Annotated in this window: 20 protein-coding genes; 10 read left to right on the top strand and 10 right to left on the bottom strand. The window is 71.0% G+C overall.

The window, feature by feature from the left end:
* Positions 1–90: 90 nt before the first annotated feature.
* The gene (locus ACFYMC_RS05230; RefSeq protein ID WP_388519065.1) at positions 91–231 is read left to right on the top strand and encodes an SPW_0924 family protein; all 141 of its coding nucleotides are present in this window, start codon (positions 91–93) and stop codon (positions 229–231) included.
* A 10-nt stretch (positions 232–241) separates the two neighbouring features.
* Positions 242–1,258, top strand: a complete 1,017-nt coding sequence (locus ACFYMC_RS05225) for a DUF3068 domain-containing protein (protein ID WP_388519063.1) — start codon at positions 242–244, stop codon at positions 1,256–1,258.
* A gap of 14 nt (positions 1,259–1,272) precedes the next feature.
* Here ACFYMC_RS05225 and hrpB read toward each other — a convergent pair whose 3' ends face one another.
* On the bottom strand, positions 1,273–3,792 hold the full coding sequence (gene hrpB / locus ACFYMC_RS05220; protein ID WP_388519060.1) for an ATP-dependent helicase HrpB: 2,520 nt from the start codon (positions 3,790–3,792) through the stop codon (positions 1,273–1,275).
* Between the two features lie 4 nt (positions 3,793–3,796).
* Positions 3,797–4,624, bottom strand: coding sequence for a class I SAM-dependent methyltransferase (locus ACFYMC_RS05215; protein WP_388519057.1), 828 nt, complete (start codon positions 4,622–4,624; stop codon positions 3,797–3,799).
* Between the two features lie 361 nt (positions 4,625–4,985).
* Between ACFYMC_RS05215 and rpsA the strand changes: the two genes are divergently transcribed.
* Together rpsA and ACFYMC_RS05205 are read left to right on the top strand one after the other, a co-directional pair.
* The gene (gene rpsA / locus ACFYMC_RS05210) at positions 4,986–6,494 is read left to right on the top strand and encodes a 30S ribosomal protein S1 (protein ID WP_388519054.1); all 1,509 of its coding nucleotides are present in this window, start codon (positions 4,986–4,988) and stop codon (positions 6,492–6,494) included.
* Between the two features lie 242 nt (positions 6,495–6,736).
* Positions 6,737–7,675: a PAC2 family protein gene (locus tag ACFYMC_RS05205; protein ID WP_388519051.1), complete on the top strand. Its 939-nt coding sequence runs from the start codon at positions 6,737–6,739 to the stop codon at positions 7,673–7,675.
* A 70-nt stretch (positions 7,676–7,745) separates the two neighbouring features.
* Here ACFYMC_RS05205 and coaE read toward each other — a convergent pair whose 3' ends face one another.
* Both coaE and ACFYMC_RS05195 read right to left on the bottom strand, forming a co-directional pair.
* Complete coding sequence (gene coaE, locus ACFYMC_RS05200) at positions 7,746–8,351, bottom strand: dephospho-CoA kinase (RefSeq protein WP_388519048.1); 606 nt, start codon at positions 8,349–8,351, stop codon at positions 7,746–7,748.
* A gap of 10 nt (positions 8,352–8,361) precedes the next feature.
* Positions 8,362–8,670 carry a DUF6343 family protein gene (locus ACFYMC_RS05195; protein WP_388519045.1) on the bottom strand — a complete coding sequence of 103 codons (309 nt, stop codon included), beginning with the start codon at positions 8,668–8,670 and terminating at the stop codon, positions 8,362–8,364.
* Between the two features lie 314 nt (positions 8,671–8,984).
* On the opposite strand from ACFYMC_RS05195, the gene ACFYMC_RS05190 reads away from it, so the two are divergent.
* The 3 genes from ACFYMC_RS05190 (at position 8,985) to ACFYMC_RS05180 (ending at position 13,910) form a co-directional block, all read left to right on the top strand.
* The gene (locus ACFYMC_RS05190) at positions 8,985–11,828 is read left to right on the top strand and encodes a DEAD/DEAH box helicase (protein ID WP_388519042.1); all 2,844 of its coding nucleotides are present in this window, start codon (positions 8,985–8,987) and stop codon (positions 11,826–11,828) included.
* Positions 11,825–13,048: an SWIM zinc finger family protein gene (locus ACFYMC_RS05185; RefSeq protein ID WP_388519040.1), complete on the top strand. Its 1,224-nt coding sequence runs from the start codon at positions 11,825–11,827 to the stop codon at positions 13,046–13,048. Before ACFYMC_RS05190 ends, ACFYMC_RS05185 begins: the two co-directional genes overlap by 4 nt.
* A 124-nt stretch (positions 13,049–13,172) precedes the next feature.
* Positions 13,173–13,910 (top strand): chaplin, encoded by a 738-nt coding sequence (locus ACFYMC_RS05180; protein ID WP_388519037.1) that lies wholly within the window; start codon positions 13,173–13,175, stop codon positions 13,908–13,910.
* Here the strand turns inward: ACFYMC_RS05180 and ACFYMC_RS05175 are convergent.
* Positions 13,877–14,560 (bottom strand): DUF2293 domain-containing protein, encoded by a 684-nt coding sequence (locus tag ACFYMC_RS05175; protein WP_388519034.1) that lies wholly within the window; start codon positions 14,558–14,560, stop codon positions 13,877–13,879. The two genes, ACFYMC_RS05180 and ACFYMC_RS05175, sit on opposite strands and share 34 nt — an antisense overlap.
* A 167-nt stretch (positions 14,561–14,727) precedes the next feature.
* On the opposite strand from ACFYMC_RS05175, the gene ACFYMC_RS05170 reads away from it, so the two are divergent.
* Positions 14,728–15,213, top strand: coding sequence for a cupin domain-containing protein (locus ACFYMC_RS05170; RefSeq protein ID WP_388519031.1), 486 nt, complete (start codon positions 14,728–14,730; stop codon positions 15,211–15,213).
* A 48-nt stretch (positions 15,214–15,261) separates the two neighbouring features.
* Here the strand turns inward: ACFYMC_RS05170 and ACFYMC_RS05165 are convergent, their stop codons facing one another.
* Together ACFYMC_RS05165 and ACFYMC_RS05160 are read right to left on the bottom strand one after the other, a co-directional pair.
* A complete protein-coding gene (locus ACFYMC_RS05165) occupies positions 15,262–16,725 on the bottom strand; it encodes a WGR domain-containing protein (protein WP_388519028.1) in 1,464 nt (487 codons plus the stop codon).
* Between the two features lie 63 nt (positions 16,726–16,788).
* Positions 16,789–17,283 (bottom strand): DUF1772 domain-containing protein, encoded by a 495-nt coding sequence (locus ACFYMC_RS05160; protein WP_388519026.1) that lies wholly within the window; start codon positions 17,281–17,283, stop codon positions 16,789–16,791.
* A 78-nt stretch (positions 17,284–17,361) separates the two neighbouring features.
* On the opposite strand from ACFYMC_RS05160, the gene ACFYMC_RS05155 reads away from it, so the two are divergent.
* Positions 17,362–18,000: a uridine kinase gene (locus tag ACFYMC_RS05155; protein WP_388519023.1), complete on the top strand. Its 639-nt coding sequence runs from the start codon at positions 17,362–17,364 to the stop codon at positions 17,998–18,000.
* Between the two features lie 118 nt (positions 18,001–18,118).
* Here the strand turns inward: ACFYMC_RS05155 and ACFYMC_RS05150 are convergent, their stop codons facing one another.
* A complete protein-coding gene (locus tag ACFYMC_RS05150) occupies positions 18,119–19,021 on the bottom strand; it encodes a carbohydrate kinase family protein (protein ID WP_388519021.1) in 903 nt (300 codons plus the stop codon).
* Positions 19,006–19,929 (bottom strand): pseudouridine-5'-phosphate glycosidase, encoded by a 924-nt coding sequence (locus ACFYMC_RS05145; RefSeq protein WP_388519018.1) that lies wholly within the window; start codon positions 19,927–19,929, stop codon positions 19,006–19,008. The genes ACFYMC_RS05150 and ACFYMC_RS05145 overlap by 16 nt, the downstream gene beginning before the upstream one ends.
* A gap of 103 nt (positions 19,930–20,032) precedes the next feature.
* Between ACFYMC_RS05145 and ACFYMC_RS05140 the strand changes: the two genes are divergently transcribed.
* Positions 20,033–20,401, top strand: a complete 369-nt coding sequence (locus ACFYMC_RS05140; protein WP_388519015.1) for a cupin domain-containing protein — start codon at positions 20,033–20,035, stop codon at positions 20,399–20,401.
* Here the strand turns inward: ACFYMC_RS05140 and ACFYMC_RS05135 are convergent.
* Positions 20,391–21,725 (bottom strand): MFS transporter, encoded by a 1,335-nt coding sequence (locus ACFYMC_RS05135; RefSeq protein WP_388519013.1) that lies wholly within the window; start codon positions 21,723–21,725, stop codon positions 20,391–20,393. The two genes, ACFYMC_RS05140 and ACFYMC_RS05135, sit on opposite strands and share 11 nt — an antisense overlap.
* Positions 21,726–21,959: the final 234 nt, after the last annotated feature.

Genomic DNA, 21,959 nt, shown 5'->3' with positions numbered 1-21,959 from the left:
CTGGGGGGCGTGGGCGCGACCTGTTCTCATCTCGCCCCTGGATTGCTACCGTGCCCGGGTCCTGACGATGTATCAGATCCGGAGTCCGGCATGCGTGCACTCCTCGCCGCCGCCATCGGTTTGGCCGCCGCGCTGTCTCTCGTGCTCGCCCTCACGGCGGCCGGGACGCCCGAGGGGCGAACCTCGCCCGACCCTCTGCTCACCACCGTCCCCACCGCGCCCGGACACTGAGAGGGCGGCCATGAAACGCGGAGCGGCACTGGTCCTCCTCGCCCTCGCCGTGTTCTGTGGGGCGTTGGCTCCCCTCCTGCGCTGGTACGCCTTCCCCCGGTTGGCGAAGATCCCGGCCGGCCAGTACCAGGAGACGGTCCTGGAGGCCAAGCCGGCGACCCTCCTCGACTACCGGACGATGAAGCCGGCCGAGGTCCCCGGGATCACCATCGTCCAGACCCTCAAGGGAAACGTCGAACGGTCCCGGGAGATCGAGGCAAGCGCTGGTCGGGACGTCGTCGTCTGGGACACCTTGTCGCATGTCGTCGGGTCCGACGGTGCTGTGGTCTCGCAACTGACCGAGCGCTACATCTTCGACGCCCACACCCAGGAACCGGTCCACGCCACCGGCGAGATGGTGGACGGCGATCCGGTGCGGCGCGAGGGGATCGAGTTCAAGTGGCCGTTCTTCACCGAGCCCCGCGACTACCTCTACTTCGACGCCCAGACGCGCACCTCCGCGCCGATCCACTACGTCGGTCCGCGGAAGTTCCGGGGGCTGGACGTCTACTACTTCGAGCAGACCGTGCCCTGGACCAAGGTGCCCTTCCCCAAGAAATTGCCGCTTCCCGGGCTGGATGCGGCGACCATCGAGGAATCGACCGGGACCAGCCGTTGGTACACCACCAAGCGGATGTTCTGGGTGGAGCCAGTCACCGGAGCGCCCGTCAGGGGCGAGGAGATCCATACCGAGGAGCTTCGTGGCGGTACCCTCGCCGCCGATGCGCCGGGCCAGCGGCTGGTTGCCTTCGACGGTCATGTGAAGATGCGCGAGGACTACCTGCGGTACACCGTCGAGCTGGTCAGATCCAACCGGACCAAGCTGCTCGTCCTGCACACCTACGCACCGGCGTCACTCGCCCTCCTCGGGTTCACCGCCCTGGGGCTCGCGCTCTGGCTGGAGGCACGTGGCCGGCGTGGTGTCCACCCGCGGACGGGCCACCGGCCGGCCGGGAGGGGCGTGCGGGCGCCCCTGTCGGCTGGTTGAGCCCGCCGGCGGCCTCAGCGCCCGAGCCGGGCGTTGGTATGCCGAGTGGCCTGGGCCGTCGCCGGGTCCTGCGGCCACGGATGCCTGGGGTAGCGGCCCCGCAGCTCCGCGCGCACTGCCCGGTAGCCGTCCTTCCAGAAGGAGGCCAGATCAGCCGTCACGGCGGCCGGCCGGCCCGCGGGTGACAGGAGATGCACCAGTACCGGCACCCCGGGGCTGCCACCCACCCGCGGTGTCTGGGCCCAACCGAACAACTCCTGGAGTTTCACGGCCAGAACGGGCTGGTCGGCCGAGTAGTCCACCCGGACGCGAGAGCCGCTGGGCACCTCGATCCGCTCCGGCGCCAGCTCGTCCAGTCGCCCCGCATCCCCGCTCGACCAGGGCAGTAGCCGCAGCAGTGCCTGACCGGCGTCCAGGCGGGACAGGTCCGATCGGCGCCGGGCCCGGGACAGTTCGGGCTCCAGCCATTCGTCGGCACGGGCCGCCAGCGCCTGGCCACTGACCTCCGGCCAGGGGGTACCGAGTTGGCGATGGAGAAATGCCAGCCGGTGGCGCAGGTTCCGCGCCCCGGGGGACCAGCGGAGCAACTCCAGCCCTTCCGCCTCCAACCCGTGCAGCAGTGCGCCGCGCACCTTGTCGGGGTCCGGGGACCGCACGGGTCGATCGGTCAGCTCGATGCTGCCGAGCCGGGTCACGCGGCGGGCCACCACGTCCCCGCTCTCCCAACGCACTTCCTCGCCCTCGGAGTACAACTGCGCGGCGGCGGTGCGGGCGCTCGCCTCGTCGATCACGGCGGCCAGGGTGACCCGCGCCGAGGCGGAGCTCACCGGTCGGTCCGCCACTGCCACCGCCAGCCACTCGGCGCCGCGCAGCCCGGAACCTGCGCCCAGCTCCGCCCCGGTGCCGGAAGCCATGAGGTACGTGCTCTCCCCGCGGCGACGGGCCACCCGCTCGGGGAAGGCCAGTGCCACCACCAGCCCCACGAGGGCGTCGTCGGTGAGCGCAGGGCCCGGTGGCGCAGCGGGTGCAACCGGGAGGGAAGCCGCCAGGCGGCCCGCCTCCGCGCGCCAGCGTCCCCGGTAGGCGTCCGAACCCGCCCGGGCCCTGCGCCAGACGGCGGCCAGGTCGTCCCCGTACTCCCGCGGCGGCTCCTCGCTCAACAGCGCCACGACCTCCGCCACCCGCCGGGCCCCGGCCACCTCCGACGCGTCCAGCAGGGCGCGGGCCAGCCGCGGGTGCAGACCGAGTCGGGAAAGGCGTACCCCGCGCTCGGTGGCCCGGCCGGTGCCGTCCACGGCCCCGACCGCTTCCAGGACCGTGCGGGCTGCGCTCATGGCGCCTGCGGGGGGTGTGTCGAGCAGCGCGAGCCCGGTGGCCCCGGGGTCCCCCCAACAGGCGGTCTGCAGGGCGAAGGCGGTCAGGTCGGCGAGCCGGATCTCGGGTGCCGGGAAGCGGGGCAGCAGGCCGTCCTCCGCTTCCGTCCAACACCGGTAAACGGCGCCCGGAGCCTCTCGGCCCGCGCGCCCCGCGCGCTGTCGGCCGGCGGCCTGGGAAGCCCGTACCGTCGTCAGCGCGCCCAGCCCGCGGGCGTGTTCGGTGCGTGGTTCCCGGGCCAGACCGGAGTCGACCACCACCCGCACTCCGGGCACCGTCAGGCTCGACTCGGCGACCGAGGTCGCCAGGATCACCCGTCGCCTGCCCTCGGGAGAGGTAGCAAGCGCGGCGTCCTGCACATGGGCCGGGGCCCGTCCGTGGACCTGGAGCAGATCTGCCTCGACCCCGCTCAACTGGGCGGCCACCCGCGCGATTTCGCCGACACCGGGCAGGAAGCACAGGACGTCTCCGTCCCGTTCGGCCAGTGCCCGCCTGACGACGGCTGAGACGTGGGTGAGCAGCGCGGGATCCACCCGCATACCGTGCGGCGGGCGTACCGGACGAGCCGGCGGCGCCCACACCACCTCCACGGGGTGCGAGACGCCCGGCGTCTCGATGACGGGCGCGTCCCCCAGCAGCCGTGCCCAGCCTGCCGCGTCCGTGGTGGCGGAGGCGGCCACCAGGTGGAGCTCGGGCCGCAGCGCGGCGCGGACGTCCAGCAGGAAGGCGGCTGCGGTGTCCGCGTCCAGGTGGCGCTCATGGCACTCGTCCAGAACGACCACGTCCACCCCGGCCAGTTCCTGATCCCGCTGGAGCCGCTGGAGCAGGACCCCGGTGGTCACCACCTCGACCCTGGTCCGCGCCCCCACCACCCGTTCCCCGCGCACGCTGAAGCCGACGGAGGCGCCGACCGGCTCGTCCAACAGCCAGGCCATCCGGCGCGCCGCCGCCCGGGCCGCGATTCGCCGGGGTTCGGCCACCAGCACCCGGCGTTCCGGGCCCCCGTGAAGCAGACCGGCCAGCGCCAGCGGCACCAGGGTCGTCTTTCCGGTCCCCGGCGGAGCGCACAGCACGGCTGCGCCGTGGGTCCGGAGCGCTCGGCTGAGGGCGGGCAGCGACTCCCGCACCGGTAGGGCCCGAAGGGCTTCGGTCCGCACCACGTGCTCAGTCCCGTACGCAGACGAAGACCGCGGTGCCGGGGATCAGGTTCCCGCGCAGCGGGGACCAGCCTCCCCACTCCTGGCTGTTCCACTCCGGCCACTCCGGCTCCACCAGGTCCTCCAGCCGGAACCCGCCCGCCACCACGTCGCGGACCCGGTCCCCCAAGGTGCGGTGGTGCTCCACGTACACGGCCCGGCCCTGTTCGTCCTGTTCCACGTAGGGGGTGCGGTCGAAGTAGGAGGCGGCCACGGACAGGCCCTGCGGTCCGGGCTCGTCGGGGAAGGCCCAGCGGATCGGATGGGTGACGGAGAAGACCCAGCGGCCCCCCGGTCGCAACACCCGGTGGACCTCGCGCATCACGTTCACCGGGTCGGCGACGAAGGGCACCGCGCCGTAGGCGGAACAGGCGAGGTCGAAGCTGGCGGAGGCGAAGGGCAGCGCGCCGGCGTCCGCCTCGACCAGGGGTACCCGGCCGCCGATCCGCAGAGCGTGCTGGAGCTGGCGATGGGAGAGGTCCAATGCGACCGGTCGGGCGCCCTGGGCGGCCAACCAGCGGGAGCACTGGGCCGCGCCGGCGCCGATCTCCAACACGTCGAGCCCCTTGAGGAGGGCGGTCGGGCCGAGCAGCTCGGCTTCGGCTTCGTCCAGGCCCTCCGGCCCCCAGACGAAACGGTCGTCGCCGAGGAAGGCGCCGTGTTCGCTCTGGTACTCGTCGGCGTTGCGGTCCCACCAGCTGCGGCTGGCCCGACTGCTCTCCGCCTCGCCGGCGCTGCGTCGGGTCGCTTCGGCTTCGTCGTATGCGCCTTCGGTGGCGCCAACCTCTTGGTTCATGGGGCCCGTCGTCGTAGTCTTCGCTGCGAATCGCCGTGTCCCGCACCCTCCGGTAGCGGGCTGTGACGAGGAAAGTCAGCACGAGTTGTGCCGGGTATGCGCTATACGCCCCCTGGTGTGCACCTTCGCGCATTGACCCTGTCCGGCTGCCCCCGTATGCTACAAGTTGCGCTGCGAGCCTGTGCTCCTCAGACCTAGCAGGCTGCGCTCGCGTCTGTAGTAGTCCCCTCGGTTTTCGGGGCCTTTCCGCTTGTGCGGAAGTCTGGGCCTCTTTGGCTGTCTGGTCGTATGCAGAGGCGATAAGGGCTCCCGGCGTAGCAGTACCTACGACTTTCTGTCCGTAACCGGAGCCCTTTCCCACATGACGAGCAGCACCGAGACCACCGCCACCACTCCGCAGGTTGCGGTCAACGACATCGGTAACGAGGAAGCCTTCCTCGCCGCGATCGACGAGACGATCAAGTACTTCAACGACGGCGACATCGTCGACGGCGTCATCGTGAAGGTCGACCGGGACGAGGTCCTGCTCGACATCGGTTACAAGACCGAAGGCGTCATCCCGAGCCGCGAGCTCTCGATCAAGCACGACGTCGACCCCAACGAGGTCGTTAAGGTCGGCGACGAGATCGAGGCCCTGGTTCTCCAGAAGGAGGACAAGGAAGGCCGTCTCATCCTGTCCAAGAAGCGTGCGCAGTACGAGCGCGCCTGGGGCACGATCGAGAAGATCAAGGAAGAGGACGGCATCGTCACCGGTACCGTCATCGAGGTCGTCAAGGGTGGTCTCATCCTCGACATCGGCCTCCGTGGCTTCCTGCCGGCCTCCCTTGTGGAGATGCGCCGCGTCCGCGACCTCCAGCCCTACGTGGGCAAGGAGCTCGAGGCGAAGATCATCGAGCTGGACAAGAACCGCAACAACGTGGTCCTGTCCCGCCGCGCCTGGCTGGAGCAGACCCAGTCCGAGGTCCGTCAGACGTTCCTCACCACCCTGCAGAAGGGGCAGGTCCGCTCCGGCGTCGTTTCCTCGATCGTCAACTTCGGTGCCTTCGTGGACCTCGGTGGCGTCGACGGTCTGGTCCACGTTTCCGAGCTGTCCTGGAAGCACATCGACCACCCGTCCGAGGTTGTCGAGGTCGGCCAGGAAGTCACCGTCGAGGTGCTCGACGTGGACATGGACCGCGAGCGCGTCTCCCTGTCGCTGAAGGCGACCCAGGAAGACCCGTGGCAGCAGTTCGCCCGGACCCACCAGATCGGCCAGGTCGTCCCGGGTAAGGTCACCAAGCTGGTTCCGTTCGGTGCGTTCGTCCGCGTGGACGAGGGCATCGAGGGCCTGGTCCACATCTCCGAGCTGGCCGAGCGCCACGTGGAGATCCCGGAGCAGGTCGTCCAGGTCAACGACGAGATCTTCGTCAAGGTCATCGACATCGACCTGGAGCGCCGCCGGATCTCGCTGTCGCTGAAGCAGGCCAACGAGTCCTTCGGTGCCGACCCGGCCTCGGTGGAGTTCGACCCGACCCTGTACGGCATGGCCGCGTCCTACGACGACCAGGGCAACTACATCTACCCCGAGGGCTTCGACCCGGAGGCCAACGACTGGCTGCCCGGCTACGAGAAGCAGCGCGAGGAGTGGGAGCGCCAGTACGCCGAGGCGCAGGTCCGCTTCGAGCAGCACCAGGCGCAGGTCATCAAGTCCCGCGAGGCCGACGAGGCCGCTGCTGCCGAGGGTGCTGCCGCCCCGGCCGCCGCCAGCAACGCCGGTGCGGGCATCTCCGGCGGTTCGTACTCCTCGGAGTCCGACGACAACGCCGGCGCCCTGGCCTCGGACGAGGCCCTGGCTGCGCTCCGCGAGAAGCTGGCCGGAGGCCAGAGCTGATCGCAGAGCTTCGCGCCCCGGCGCGAGCCTGAGCTGAAACGGTAAGGCCCGTCCCCCTCGGGGGGCGGGCCTTACCGCTTTCTGGGCCGCGGCGGGCGACGCCCGACCCTCGGGGTAGGTCGGCGGGAGGACAACCGTCGATGGGGGATCTCGACGACGGTGCGCAGCAGTTGTGCGGACAGGGGAATGGTCATGCGCCCGATGGCGTTCTGGTGCAGTGAACGCGAGGAGGAGTGGTAAAGGTGCTGGATCCAAGGGACTTGTACGAGTGGGACGAGAAGGGCCTTGCCGTGGCCGATGTGGCACTCGCCCAGGACTCAGCGGGGCTGGTGATGCTCTACCACTTCGAGGGGTACATCGACGCAGGTGAGACCGGCGAGCAGATCGTGGAACGGCTGCTGGAGACCCTTCCCCACCAAGTGGTGGCGCGTTTCGACGCGGACCGACTCGTGGACTACCGGGCCCGGCGCCCGCTGCTGACCTTCAAGCGCGACCGGTGGACCGATTTCGAGGAACCCCTGATCGAGGTCCGCCTCGTGCAGGACGCCACAGGTGCCCCTTTCCTGCTGCTCTCCGGCCCCGAACCGGACGTGGAGTGGGAGAGGTTCGCGCGGGCGGTCGACCAGATCGTCCAGCGTCTCGGAGTCCGCCTCGCGGTGAACTTCCACGGCATCCCGATGGGCGTCCCCCACACCCGGCCCGTGGGCATCACCCCGCACGGCAACCGCACCGACCTGATGCCCGGGCACCGCAGCCCCTTCGAGGAGGCCCAGGTTCCCGGCAGCGCCGAATCGCTGGTCGAGTACCGCCTGGCCCAGGCCGGCCACGACGTGCTGGGAGTCGCCGCACACGTTCCGCATTACGTGGCCCGCTCCCCTTACCCGGACGCCGCGCTCACGGCTCTGGAATCGATCACCGCGGCCACCGGGTTGGTCCTCCCGGGAGTCGCGCATGCACTGCGCACCGAAGCGCACCGCACGCAGACGGAGATCGACCGGCAGATCCGGGAGGGTGACGAGGAACTGGTCACCTTGGTGCAGGGCCTGGAGCACCAGTACGACGCGGCTGTGGGGGTGGAGAGCCGGGGCAATCTGATGGCCGAGCCGACCGAGATCCCCTCCGCCGACGAGATCGGTAGGGAGTTCGAGCGCTTCCTCGCGGAACGCGAGGGAGACGCCTGAGCGATCCTGTGTGGACCGGGGCGAGGTGTCGTGCCCACCCGCAGTATCGGGTGGGCCGACTCCGCACCGTTCAGCTCGTGATGGCGGCGCGTTCCTTGAGCTCCGCCCAGATCTTCTGGACCTGCGGCTCCAGTGCCTCCAGCGGGCCGTCGTTGTCGATCACGAGGTCGGCCACGGCAAGCCGCTCGGTGCGGGTGGCTTGCGCGGCCATCCTGGCCCGGGCTTCGGAGTCGGTCATGCCCCTCAGGGTCGTCAACCGGGCCAGCTGGGTCTCGGGTGAGGCGTCCACGACGATCACCAGGTCGTAGAGCGGCGCCAGCCCGTTCTCGGTCAGCAGGGGTACGTCGTGGACAACGATGGCCCCGGGGCCCGCGGCCTGCTGGAGGGCCTCCGAGCGGGCGCCGACCAGCGGATGCACGATCGCGTTGAGGGTGCGCAGCTTCTCCGGATCGGCGAAGACGATCGAGCCCAGTCGTGGGCGGTCGAGGGCGCCGTCAGGGGTCAACACCGACTCGCCGAACGCTTCGGCGACGGCGGCGAGCCCTTCGGTCCCGGGCTCAACGACCTCCCGGGCGATCCGGTCCGCGTCGACGACCACCGCTCCGTATCTGCCCAGCAGGCGAGAGACCTCGCTCTTGCCGGCACCGATTCCACCCGTGAGCCCGATCTTCAGCATGCTCCGAAGCCTACGGGTTGCTGTGGCGGTCGTTGAAGGGCGTCCGAGGGGGGTGATTCCAACCGTGGTCGGGTTCGTAAGGGGGGACGTCCGGACCGGGCTGGTAGTGCGGGCCCTGGTGGATATGCCGCACGATCATGAACATATCGATGATCACGACCGCCAGGAGCACTCCGCAGGCCGCTGCCCACCCCGGTCGGCCGACCAGGGAGAAGGCGACCGTGCCGGCCGCGGACCACAGCAGCCCCCACACGCTCAGCCAGAAACGCAGCCGCAGGGGGCTGCGGGCGGTCAGAGGTTCGTTTCCGGTGCGCTGCATGGTCCTCGCCTCAAGGCCATGGTCTCACCGCCTGCCTTGAGCTCTCGCCCTACGGGAGGAAAAATCCACATCAGGGCCGGAACGTACCCGCAGTGGTGCTGCGGGTCATCGACGGCGCCGGGCGCCCCTCCCGCAAGCGCGGGGGACCACGCCCCGCAGGCGGGCCCGGCCCTTGGCGGACCGACCGTCCCGACCAAGGAACACCAGGTCGCGGAGGTTGTCACCGGGCCGTCCTAGACTCGCTGGGAAGGACGCTCGGCAGTACGCCCGGCGCCACAGGACACCGTGTCTAGCCACCCGGGAAGGGGGAACCGATGACCCCGCACTCCCTGATCCGCAGGGCTGCGGTCTTCCTCCCAGCAGACGTGCCCAGGGAAGGGACGTTCGCCTTCTGGTCCCCGGACGGGGAGCCGGAGGGGGACGCCGACAGCACCCTGACCGTGGTGCTGGCCCAAGGCGCCCAGGCCACCGTGCGGACCGTCCCGGCGACCCGGCTCACCCTCACCGAGGCGCTTGCGCTGTTGGCCCACGCCCGTCGCGAGGGCACCGCCCACCCAGCTACCCGCTGCTGGGCAGCCGCGGCCCTGCACGCCCTGGGCCTCGTCGCGCGGGGAAGATTGCTGCCCGGGCTCACCGCCGCAGACCAGGACGCCTGGCGGGTCGGGCCGCTGGACCCCGAGGACGTGGCGCACCTGCGTTCGGTCGCCGCGGCCCTGCCCGTCGAGGGGTACGCGACGCCCGTGGACGGCAGTGGACAGCTCGTACTTCCCCAACCGGAGGCGCTGATCCGTGCTTTCCTCGACGCGGTCGCCGACACCCTGCCGCGCACCCCGGCTGGTGAGCACGCGTTCGGTGCGCCCTTCGCGGGAGTCGCGGCCAGGCCGCTGGCCGCGCCCGGGAGTGTCCGGGCGTGGGCGGCGCAAGTGGCCGAGGGCACGGATGCCGGTGTCGCCGTCTCGCTGCGCCTCGACCTGAGCGCCCTCACCCTCTTCGACGCCTCGGCTGAGCCCCTCACATCACACGGAGCCGAACTCGCGGGCAGCGCCCCGGTGCGCCGGGCCGGATCGGCCATCGTCCAGGTGCACAGCCGCACCGATCCAACCCTGATCACCGATGCCGCCCTCCTGTGGGCGGGTGAGGCCAGCGATCTCTTCGGCCCGCGGGCCCGGTCCGAGGCGACATTGGCCCTGCGCCGGGCCGGCCGGGTCTGGCCACCGCTGACACGGCTGTTGGAGCAGCCCGTGCCGGATGTGCTCGCGCTGTCGGATCCGGAGCTGGAAGACCTCCTTGGAAGCGCTGCCGGGCGACTCGCCGCGGCCGGGGTCAGCGTGCAATGGCCCCGGGAACTAACCCGGGCCCTGACCGTCAGGGCAGTGGTGCGACCAGCCCCGGGATCGGCCACCGACGGGACCGCCTTCTTCGAGGCCGGCACGCTCTTCGCCTTCGCATGGGAGGCGGCTCTGGGCGAAGACCGGCTGACCACCGCCGAGATGGAAGCCCTGGCTGATGCACACCGCCCCGTCGTGCGCCTGCGCGACCAGTACGTTCGCGTCGACCCCGAGCTGGTACGCAAGCTCCGCAAGCGGGACCTCGGGCTGCTTGACCCCGTCGAGGCGCTCTCCGTCGCCCTGTCGGGTTCGGTGGAGGTGGACGGGGAGTTGGTCGAGGCCGCCCCGCTGGGAGCCCTCGCGGACCTGCGCAACCGGCTGGGTGCCGGGCCGCCACCGCTGGCGGCGCCGGCGGGGCTGGCGGCCAGCCTGCGGGGCTACCAGTTGCAGGGGCTCGCCTGGCTCGCTCAGATGACCTCGCTCGGCCTAGGCGGCTGCCTGGCCGATGACATGGGTCTGGGGAAGACGGTCACCCTCATCGCGCTCCACCTGCACCGCAGAGGTGATCCGGCCACCGCGGGGCCCACCTTGGTGGTCTGTCCGGCATCGCTGTTGGGCAACTGGCAGCGAGAGATCAAACGGTTCGCGCCCGGTGTCGCAGTCCGTCGCTTCCACGGGGTGGAGCGGAGCTTGCAGGGCTTGGTGGCGGACGAGTTCGTTCTCACCACCTACGGCACCTTGCGGGCCAGCGCCGGACAACTCGCGGAGCAGCCGTGGGGTCTGGTGGTGGCCGATGAGGCGCAGCACGTCAAGAATCCGCGTTCGGCGACGGCGCGCGCCCTGCGCATGCTGCCCGGCCGAGCTCGCGTCGCGCTGACCGGTACACCCGTGGAGAACAACCTGTCCGAACTGTGGGCCATCCTCGACTGGACCACTCCGGGTCTGCTCGGCCCGCTGACCGCCTTCCGGGCCCGGCACGCCCGTGCCGCGGAACAGGGGGAGGACGCGGAGGCAGTGGCCCGGCTGGCGCGATTGGTGCGCCCCTTCCTGTTGCGGCGCCGCAAATGCGATCCCGGGATCGCACCCGAGCTGCCTCCCAAGACCGAGAGCGACCATCCCGTCTCCCTCACCCGCGAACAAGTCTCGCTGTACCGGGCCACCGTGGAGGAGACCATGGCGCTGATCGAGGGCAGCGAGGGCATCGGCCGCCGAGGTCTGATCATGAAGTTGTTGTCCTCGCTCAAGCAGATCTGTAACCATCCGGCGCAGTTCCTGAAGGAGGAGCGGCCCACGACCGCCAATCGCTCGGGCAAGTTGGCGCTGCTCGACGAACTGGTCGACACGATCGTCGCCGAAGGGGGGGCGGTGTTGGTCTTCACCCAGTACGTCACGATGGCGCGGCTGATCGAGGAACACCTGCGCAGACGGGGGGTGCCCACCGAGTTGCTCCACGGCGCGACTGCGGTGCCCAAGCGCGAGGAACTGGTCGACCGGTTCCAGGAGGGCGCCTTCACGGTGTTCCTGCTCTCCCTCAAGGCGGCCGGGACCGGCCTGAACCTCACCCGGGCCGGCCACGTCATCCACTACGACCGGTGGTGGAACCCAGCAGTCGAGGAACAAGCCACCGACCGTGCGCACCGCATCGGCCAGAGCGGACCGGTCCAGGTCCACCGCCTCATCGCAGAAGGCACCGTGGAGGACCACATCGCCGAACTCCTCACCGCCAAACGCGCCCTGGCCGACGCGGTCCTCGGCCACGGCGAGAGCGCCCTCACCGAACTCACCGACGCCGAACTCGCCGACCTCGTCGCACTGCGGAGGCCGGGATGACCGGCACCGTTGACCACCGCCGTCGTAGCTTCGACTCCGTGCCGGCAGGGCTGGAGCCGGACAGTTGGTGGGGGCATGCCTGGGTCGACGCCCTGGAGAACCGCGCCCGCGACTCCGCCCGACTCCTGCGGGGGCGGGCCTACGCGGCCGAAGGGCGTGTCCAAGCGATCACCGTCACCCCCGGGCGGATCGTCGCCTACGTCCGAGGCGGTCGGGTACGGCCCTATCGCGCCGAGCTACGCCTGGAGACGCTGGCGCCTGAGGACTGGGACCGGCTCCTGGACCTGATCGCAGCCGATCCCGCTCATCTGGCGGCCCTCCTGGCCCGCGAGGTACCCCGGGCCCTGGCTGATCTCGCAGCACGTGCCGGTGTTCGACTCCTGCCCGGCCCGGGTGACCTGCTGCCCGTCTGCTCCTGCCCAGACCACGGCAGACCCTGCAAGCACGCAGCCGCGCTCTGTTATCAGGTCGCTCGGTTGCTCGACGACGACCCCTTCGCGTTGTTGCTGATGCGTGGCCGGGGCGAGCGCGAGCTCCTGAAGGCGCTGTCCCGGCGCAACGCGGTGCAGTCCGCCCGCGAACGCCGCCCCCGGGCGCCGGCCCTGCCCGTGGTTCTCGCCGAGGACGCCATCGCCGCTCCCGTATTCGTACTGCCACCCCCGCTGCCGTCACCCAACGGCCCCGGAGTGCCGCCGGCCTATCCGGCGGCGGCCGGAGCCCCAGACCCCTTGGCCCTGGAGCACCTGGCGGCCGGCGCAGCCGCCCGGGCCCACGCCCTGCTGACCACTGGAGCCGACCCGGTGGCCGCACTGACGGAGTGGCAGGACGCGGTACGGCTGGCTGCCGCCCACCCGACCGCGGGGTTGACCGCCGGCACCCGCAAGCTCTACCGCGATCTCTCCCGGGCCACCGCGCGCACCCCCACCGAACTGGCGAGGGCGGTGGCCGCCTGGCGCCAGGGCGGTCTGGCTGCCCTGTCCGTCCTGGACGACCCGTGGGATCCTCCCGCCGGGCCCTTCGACCGGGCCCGGCCGCTTCTCCTCGCGGCCGGTCTCGGTGCGTTCCGCCCCGACCGCAACCGCCTTGCCGACGCGGGGCGTCAGATCCGGCTTGGCCGGGACGGCCTTTGGTACCCGTACGAGTCCGAGCCGGGCCAGCAGGACTGGTGGCCCCGGGGCCGTCCGTGCACGGATCCCGTCCAGGCCCTGGCCGCGCCTTAGGAGAAGGTCCGGACGGGCTACTCGAAGGAGTGATTTCCTCACGACCCATAACCCGAATGGTCCGTTCTCGGTTGATTCCGTTGCGGGCAGAAGCCCGAGGAAGACTCCGGAAAGCAGGGAACTGATGAGGCAGGTTCGCCGTAATGGCCTGATCACGGCCGTCGTCGCAGGTGGCGCCCTCGCCATCACCGGGTATGCCCAAGCGGATTCGGGCGCTGACGCGCAGACGACCGGCTCACCCGGGCTCATCTCCGGGAACGCCGTGCAACTGCCTGTGGACCTTCCGGTGAACCTGTGCGGCAACACCGTGAACGTCGTAGGCCTCCTCAACCCGGCCATGGGTAACGCATGTACGAACAAGTCCGCCGAACACCCGCACCCGCAGAGTCAGGGCAGGGGGCGGGCCGTCAGTCCCGCCTCCCACAGCTCGGCTGGTGGGGCGCACGAGGGGCGAACCGACGCCGTCAGCCATGTGACGGGCTCGGCCGGAGTGCTCTCCGGCAACGGCCTCCAACTCCCGGTGGAACTCCCGGTCAACGCCAGCGGTAACACCGTGAGCGTGGTGGGCATCGGCAACCCGGCGTTCGGCAACACTGCCGTCAACGAGTCCGCGGCCCTTCCACCGGCCCCGGAGCCCGAGCAGCCCCGACCGGTAGAGCCGGAGGTTGCCCCGCCGGCGCCCCCGGCTCTGCCGTCCACCCCGCAGCAACCGGTACCCCCCGCCGAAGTCCCTGAACGGCCCGGTTCGGGGCTTGCTCACACCGGGGCGGAGGGGATCGGGTACGCGGTGCCGGCCAGCGCGGCCCTCCTGTTCGGCGGAGTGCTGCTCTACCGACGGTCCCGTTCCGCCACGGGGTCCTGATCCGACTGCCGCCAGGCCGTCAGTACCGCCTCGATCACGGGTGCCAGCCGGGCGCGTGCTTCCAGCCGGGGGGTCCCCGCCAGGAGGAGCGCGTCGTACTCGGTGTCGTGGTGGCGTACCGACGCCCGCACCGCGGCGGTGACCGCGCCCCCATCCAGGGCGCGGCCCGCCGCGCTGCGCCCCACCCGGCCACTGCCCCTCAGGGCCGTATGAGCGGCCACCGCCCGGGCTCGCGCGGGCGGTATCCCCGGGAACAGCCGCTGGATCTCCGCGGCGAAGGCCTCGGTGAAGCGCACGTCCTCGGCGGCGCGGCGCGCACGGTCACGGGACCGGCGGTGGGCTCGGGCTTCGGCATCGGCTTCACACCGGGTCAGGGCCCGCTGGAGCGCTTCCGCTTCGACCAGCAGCCCCTGCCGCTCGTAGCGGCGTCGACGTCTGTTGAACCGCAGCACGACCGCGCACAGCGAGCTTCCCTCACGTGACCTTCGCGTGAGGGCCACGTCCCCACGCGGCAGATAGACCAGGTGCCCCAGGCCTGTGCAGTCCAGGCACTGTGGGACGCCCGCTTCGCGGACCAGCCGGAGCAGCGGTCCGTGATGACAAAGGGCACAGTGGATCGGCTTCAGCACTTCGATGACCTGAGCAGGCATATCGAGGTGATACCGCCGTCCGGCCCGGATCTCACCCCTCATCAGCCTGCATCTCAACTACGCCGCTGCCAAGGAAACTTGAGCGGGGTGAGCGGAGTCATCGGGTAGGGGCGGCGGTATCGTGTGCTGGTTTTCGGACACGGTGTCCGACCAGGTGGAGGTAGCTCATGCGTGGAGTGCAGCGGACCGATCGAGCGCGAATACGCGGGTCGTCCAAGACCGCGGGCGGTGCCGCGGTGCCGCTTCAGGTGCCCGCGGCCACTTCGAGAGCCTCGGACGACCTGGTCTCCGGCGTGATCCTGGCCGCAGGCAGCGCCGAGCAGCCGATGCGCGTCCGGACCGAGGCTTCCACCGATGTGATCGTCCGGGAGATCACCATCCAGCCTGGCGGCTCGACCGGCTGGCACTACCACCCGGGACAGTTGATCGCGGTGATCAAGTCCGGGACGCTCACCCGGACGCTGTATGACTGCTCGGTCGAGGTGACACCAGCCGGAAGCAGCTTCGTCGAGGCCTCCGGTCCACGCCACGTCCACCTCGGGCGCAACCTCGGCACCGAACCGGTGGTCCTGTACGCGACCTACGTACTCCCCCAGGGGAGTCCGCTCGCGATCGCCGCCGATCCACCCCGCTGTGCGGCGCGTACCCTTTGAACGAGCCGGTCCGGAGTGAACCCGGCAGGGCCACCGGGGCCCCGACGCTCAGACCAGTCGCCGGATCTCGCCCCGAACCCGGTAGAAGCCGGCCGCCGGGTGCAGCGCGTCCACCACATAGCGTGCGCCGGCCTGCCGTATGCCGCGCGGGAACTGCACGTTCCAGTCCTGCTCGTAGCCTGTGGACACGGCGTGTACGCGCAGCCGACCGCCGACTTGTACGCATTCGACGATGATGCCGTCCGCCGGGACTGACTCGATCGTCGCCACCGCCGTCACCGAGTCGGCCGGGGTGTACGTGGGCAGCGCGGCTCGGGACTTCACGTCCACCGCGGCCGGCACGGTCCCTTGCTGGGCGGCGGCGATCGCCGCTTCGCTGGCGTCCACGCACACCAACGAGCCGTCGGTGGTGACCAGGTAGAGCCGGTCGTCCAGGTACTGCATCGACAGTGCGGACCCACCGCCCGTACCCAGCTTCCACAGGCGGGTGCCGTCGGCGTCGAAGCAGTACACGGAGGACGAGGAGTCGCCAGCGAAGACGTGCCGCCCACCCGGGGCGGTCGCACAGGAGTAGACCGCCGTATCGCACTGGTAGGTGGCTTCGACCGCGCCGGTCCTCTTCGACAGGCGCTGGACCACGTGACGTCCCGTGCCGGCGTACACGGAGGTTTCCTCCTGCCACCCGAACAGCACCCCTCCCTGGGTGCGGGTGTGCCACAACTGCTGCCCGCCGTCGGCCGCGTAAGCCGTCACTCCGTGAGAATGCCCGTGGTACACGCCGCGGTCGTCAGCACGCACCATCCACGCGGAACGCCCCTGCGACTTGCGCGACCACTGGAACTCGTCCTCGTGGTCGATGACGGTCAGTCCGCCGGCCGCGTCAGCGACGTTGAGCACGCCCTCGTGAATGTCCAACCAGAAGATGTCCACGTCTTCGGCGATGTCGTAGGCCCCGAAGGGGAGCTTGGAGGACAGGTCGTACACGGTGCCGTCGTCGCAGCCCGCGTAGATCCAGAACTCGTCTGCGACCAGGCACTTGACCCCCTCCGGCAGTGAGTAGCGCGCCAGCACCTCCCCGCTGTGGCTCAGCGTGTACACATCGCCCGCCTGGTTGCCGACCCAACAGCGGTCCTCGTCGATGTGGATGCCGAAAGCCGAGGCTCCGGTGCGAAAGCGCCACAGCACGGGGGCGGTGGAACGGGCCGTCGACGGAGCCGAGGTGACCTGCCGTCGGGTCACCGGCCGGGCGGCCCGCCTGCCCTGCACAGCCGGTGCGTACCCCTTGCGGACCTTCTCGCCGATCTTCTTCGCCGCCGCGGCCCGGGCCTTCTCGGCCGTCGGGAAGGAGGAGGTCTGGATCGCTCCGTCAGCGCCGATCCTGCCGTAGCGCACGGTGACACTGGTGCCCTCGACCACCACTTCGTAGAACTTGTGCGCGCCTCCGCCGTCCTGCGAAAGCTCCAGATAAGTCCGCTCTCCCGACGCGCTGTTGCTCGTGCTGACGGATGACATGGCACACCCCTCCCAGGGCGGATCCCGCGGAGGTGTTCCGCGGTTGATCCACTGAGAAGAACGCTAGGGGGAGGCACTGACAACGCTGGAGGCGATGAAGAACGCGCAGGCCGCGAGGGCGGCGAGGGTCCGCAGGTGGTTCCCTACCGTCCACACCCGCAGGTACTTGCGCCAGAAGGCGGCGCTCGACGGGTCCGAGGGGTCCAGCGCGGCCAGTGCGTCGTTGCGGGGGACATGGAAGGCGATGGTCCAGATCACCGAACCGAGCAGTTGGGTGAGCGCACCCGCCAGCGCCCAACCGGTGCCTGGCCCACCCCACTTCACGAGGGCCAGCACCCCGGAGGCGGTGGCCAGCGCACCGGCGCCGAGGAAGGCGGCCAGGAACCAGAAATTGATGACGGCAGCGTTGATGGCCTGCATCGCGGCGATGCCCTGCGCCGGCGGGAGCGCCCCGAGGGCTCGCATGACGCCGGTGGAGAAGGCGTAGAAGACCCCGGCCACCAGGCCGGAGGCGACAGCCGAGACGAAGACCAGGGCGAATCCGAGGGTGTTGTCCACCGGTCCAGTTAAGTCGACGACCTGCGCGGAAGGGAGGGGTCCGGGGCAGCCGGCCCGCCGGTGGCACATGATGGGAGGGTGCGGATGGAATCGATCACCTGGGACCTGCTGGCCGACCGGCTGGCCGCGCACCTGGAAGGGTTGGACGTCGCAGGCCCCTGGCTACGGGTGGCTGTCGACGGGGCCCCGGCCGCCGGAACCGGGCCGCTGGCCGGGGCGCTCGCCGAGCAGCTCCGGGTACGGGGCCGGCCGGTGCTGGTGGCCGCCGCCGACGGGTTCCTCCGCCCGGCCTCGCTGCGGTTCGAGTACGGCAGGCAGGACCTCGAAAGCTATCTCGACGGCTGGTACGACACCGCAGCGTTGTGGCGGGAGGTCTTCGACCCCACCGCACCCGCTGGCAGCGGGCGAGTCCTGCCCGATCTGTGGGACCCGGCCCGTGACCGGGCCACCCGGAGCCCGTACGTGGAACTGCCGCCCGGTGCCGTGGTGGTGCTCCACGGGCCGCTGCTGCTGAGGCACTGGTTCCCCTTCGACCTGAGCGTGCACATCCGGCTGTCGCCGGGCGCACTGGCCCGCCGTACCGAGGAACGCGAACTCTGGACCCTACCTGCCTTCGCCCGGTACGAGGAGGAGATCGGCCCGGACCGTACGGCGGACGTGGTGGTGAAGGCCGACGACCCCCGACACCCTGCTTGGAGCGGGGTGTCCCCGCGCTGATCGGGGCCTGACCGAAGGACGGGGTACGGGCCCGCCCGGATAGGTCCGGCCATCGGGCGATGCTCCGCCTTGCGCTCGTGCCACCGGACGCCGCGGGCGGCACCACCTGATGGATGCACTAGTGGCCCGGCCGGCCGCCCGGTCGGGCCACTGCGAGGGCGCCGGTACGACAGCCGGCCCGAGCGGCCTGCAGCGGGGACGCGCCCTCCAGGCGGGCCGCGAGGAACCCGCCGGTGAAGGCGTCGCCGGCGCCGGTGGAGTCCACGGCGCGTGCAACCGGCGCCGCCACCCGTCCGGTCAGCGTTCCCCCTTCCGCGACCAGGGCGCCCCGCATGCCCAGGGTCGTCACCACCAGCGGCACCCGCTGGCTCAGGGCGGCTGTGGCCTGGGCCGGGTCGGCGCACCCGGTGAGCAAGGCGGCCTCGTCCTGGTTCGGGAGCAGGACGCCGGCGCCATCGACGGCGTCGAGGAACCGATGTGGACCGAGCTCCATGAGGAATCCGGCGGAAGCGGGATCCACGCTGACCGGAATGTCGCGGTCCTGGGCCGACCGCAGGACCAGCAGGGCCAGCGCGCGACTGGCCTCGGCGAAGAACAGGTAGCCCGAGAGGTGGATGTGGGTGGTTCCTTCGAGCAGTGCGGGATCCCAGTCTGCCGTGTCCAGGCGCAGGGCCGCCCCGTTGTCGGTCAAGAAGGTCCGCTCAGCCGCCGCGTCGACCAGGCAGACCACGGTTGCCGTGGGCGCGTCTGGATCGCGTACGAGCCGCGGCTTGACTCCTGCCCGGAGCAGTTCTCCCTCGTGCCAGTCGGCCGCTTCGCCGCCCACTCGGGCCAGCAGCTCCACCTCCGCCGCGCCTTCATGGGCGGCCCAGCACGCCGCATTGGCGCCTGCCCCGCCCGGGAGGGTACGAATGCGGGCGGCGGTGTCGGTGCTTGGGCGGAGCCGTTCGGAGTACAGCGCCACGACATCGGTGACCACGTCGCCCACCACCAGGAGCCGCTCGGTCAACGCGCTGCCCATGCGCCGGCGATCGAGGCGGCCAACTCCACGTTGCCGCGCACCGCGGACAGGTTCGCCCGCAGCGAGGCCCCGTCGGTGCCCCGGACCAGGAAGTCCAGGAGGAAGGGGGTGACTGCCTGGCCGACGATGCCCCGCTCCTGGCACTCGTCCAGTGCGCGGGCCAGCACCCGGCCGTGCGTCACCGGATCGAGTTGGTCGACTTCGGCCACCGGATTGCCCACCAACAGTGCCGACTGCGGTCCGCCGAGAATGTCCTGAGCGGCCATCACCTGGGCGACTTCCTGCGGCGTGTGCACGCTCCAGTCCACGGGCTCCCCCGAATCCCGCAGGTAGAAGCCGGGGAAACGATCCGTCCCGTAGCCGAGCACTGTCACCCCGAGCGTCTCCAGACGTTGGAGCGTGGCCGGCACGTCCAGGATCGACTTCACTCCGGCGCACACCACCGTGATCCCGGTCCGCGCCAACAGCGCCAGGTCCGCCGACTCGTCCTGCGAGGCCGTCCACTGGCGGTGCACACCACCAAGGCCACCCGTCGCGAACACCCTCAGACCGGCCCGAGCGGCCAGGTAGGCGGTACCGGACACCGTCGTGGCCCCGGTGACCCGGGCGGCGAGAGCGGGAGCCAGGTCACGGTGGCCCAGCTTGCGCACCCCTTCGTCGCCTGCGATCCGTTCCAACTGGTCCTTGTCCAGACCGATGCGCGGTACGCCGTCCACCACCGCGATGGTGGCCGGCACCGCGCCGGCGGCCCGGACCAGATCCTCCAGTTCCCGGCCGACCTGGAGGTTCCGGGGGCGCGGTAGGCCGTGCGCGATGATCGTCGATTCGAGAGCCACGACGGGAAGTCCCCGCTCCTGGGCCTCACGTACTTCTTCGGACGGGACCGGAACAAACGAGTGCTGTGACATGTCCCCATCTCTGGCGCGCCCGGGGGCCCCTCAAACGCGCCGGGCCCCGTCGGCGCCGGACTGCCGGAACGGAACGCGGCGAGGACGGCTAAGGTGACCGGCCATGACGACCCAAGATCCCTCCCAGGGCCCGGCCTCCTTCGCCGTGCACATCCCAGACGCCGTACTGGAACCCGAGCCGCTCGACCCCGAGCAGATCGTCTCCGGTACTCCCGAAGTGACCGGGAAGCTGCTGTGGCAGTCACCGGACGGCAAGCAACTGCGCGGAATCTGGCAGATCACTCCGGGCGTGGTGACCGATACCGAGGCCAACGAACTCTTCGTCGTGGTCAGCGGGCGTGCCACCATCGAGATCGAGGGGGGCGAGACCTTGGAGGTCGGCCCCGGGTCGGCGTGCGTGCTCCGAGAGGGCGACCACACGAAGTGGACCGTCCACGAGACCTTGCGCAAGGCCTACCACATCAGCCTGTGAGGTTCTTGCCCGTCGCGGCGCGGCGGTCGGCGGCCGGGTGCACGCGTCCGGTGAAGAGCGCCAGCGCCGCCATCGGGACGAGCAACACCGCCCCGGCGGCGTTGAGCCAGCCGTAGCCGGCCTGGGAAACGATCAGGCCGGCCGCCGCGCCACCGATGCCGGCCGCCGCGTTCATGGTCAGGTCGGACAAGCCCTGCACCGCGGCCCGTGCCTGCTGCGGTACCGAGTCGGTCAACAGGGCGGAGCCGGACACCAGCCCCGCCGACCAACCCAGGCCGAGTGTGAAGAGGCCGAGGGCGGTCTGCCCGTGGTTCGGGCCGGCGGTGCCGGCCAGCAGCGCGGCGAGCGCGAGCAGTCCGGCGGCCAGGCCGATCACCGGCAGCCTTCCCACTCGGTCCGACAACCACCCCATCACGGGCGAGAAGGCGTACATGCCCGCGATGTGACCGCTGATCACCAGGCCGATCAGGTCCAGGCTGGCACCGTGATGGCCGAGGTCGACCGGTGTCATCACCATGATCGAAACCATCGCGGTATGGGAGACGGCGACCGTCACCAGCGCCAGTCTGGCTCGCGGCGAGGCCGCGACGGCGGCCAGGCCCGCCCGCAGCGAGCGCCCGGCGGAGGGCTGTTCACCGGCACCCAGGAGGGCGCGCGCGGTGAGCAGGGGGTCGGGGCGCAGCAGCGTGCCCACCACGCAGGCGGCCAGCAGGAAGATCCCCGCGGCCCACAGGAAGGGGCCCGCGGTCTGGGGTATGGACGTCCCAGCGAAACTGCGCCCGGCCGGCGCCGCCAGGTTGGGCCCCAGGACGGCCCCGAGAGTGGTGGCCCAGACCACGGTGGAGATGGCACGCGCCCGGTGATCTGGGGCCGCGAGATCGGCGGCGGCGAAACGGGCCTGGAGATTGGCGGAGGAGCCGGCCCCGAACGCCGCCATGCCCAAGAGCAGCAGCGGGAAGCTGTCCAGCACCGCCCCGAGTACGACCAGCCCGGCACCGGCCGCCCCGATCAGGTAGGCCAGGACCAGACCGGGCCGGCGCCCGCGCGTGGTCATCAACGCGGCGAGGGGCATGGACAGCAGGGCAGTGCCGATCACGGAGGCGGTGGGGGCCAGTCCGGAGAGTGCCTCGGTGCCGCTGACCTCCGTGGCGAGGACAGGAGCGAGGGCGATGGCGATGGGCACGCCCAGTCCGCCGAGGATCTGGCTGGTGATGAGCACGGCACTGGTGCGCCTGCGCAGGGCGGCCAGCGCCTCGGGCGCTAGGGACGTGGGGGCAGTCGCGGGCCTGGTAGTCACCAAAGGAGTGTGCCACCCCTTACGCATTCGGGGAACGGGCTCCTGTCCGGCACCGTTGTCGGTGCTCGGCCGTACCGTGGAGCCGTGGCATCCGCCCCGTCTTTGGAAGGCGGGGCGCCGGCTCACGTCGGCTGGGGAGTAGCGGTCCACCGGCTCTTACACGATCAGTACCGGCGGGGCTGAGACCAGACCGGAGGAGCATCACGCGGGCGGACTCCTTGTCCCCGGGGGCACGACCGCGCACGCGGTGCAGGTGTAGGT

The sequence above is a fragment of the Streptomyces sp. NPDC006879 genome (assembly GCF_042869595.1).
In the GTDB taxonomy this organism is placed as follows: domain Bacteria; phylum Actinomycetota; class Actinomycetes; order Streptomycetales; family Streptomycetaceae; genus Streptomyces.
This window is presented reverse-complemented; position numbering and strand designations above follow the sequence as displayed.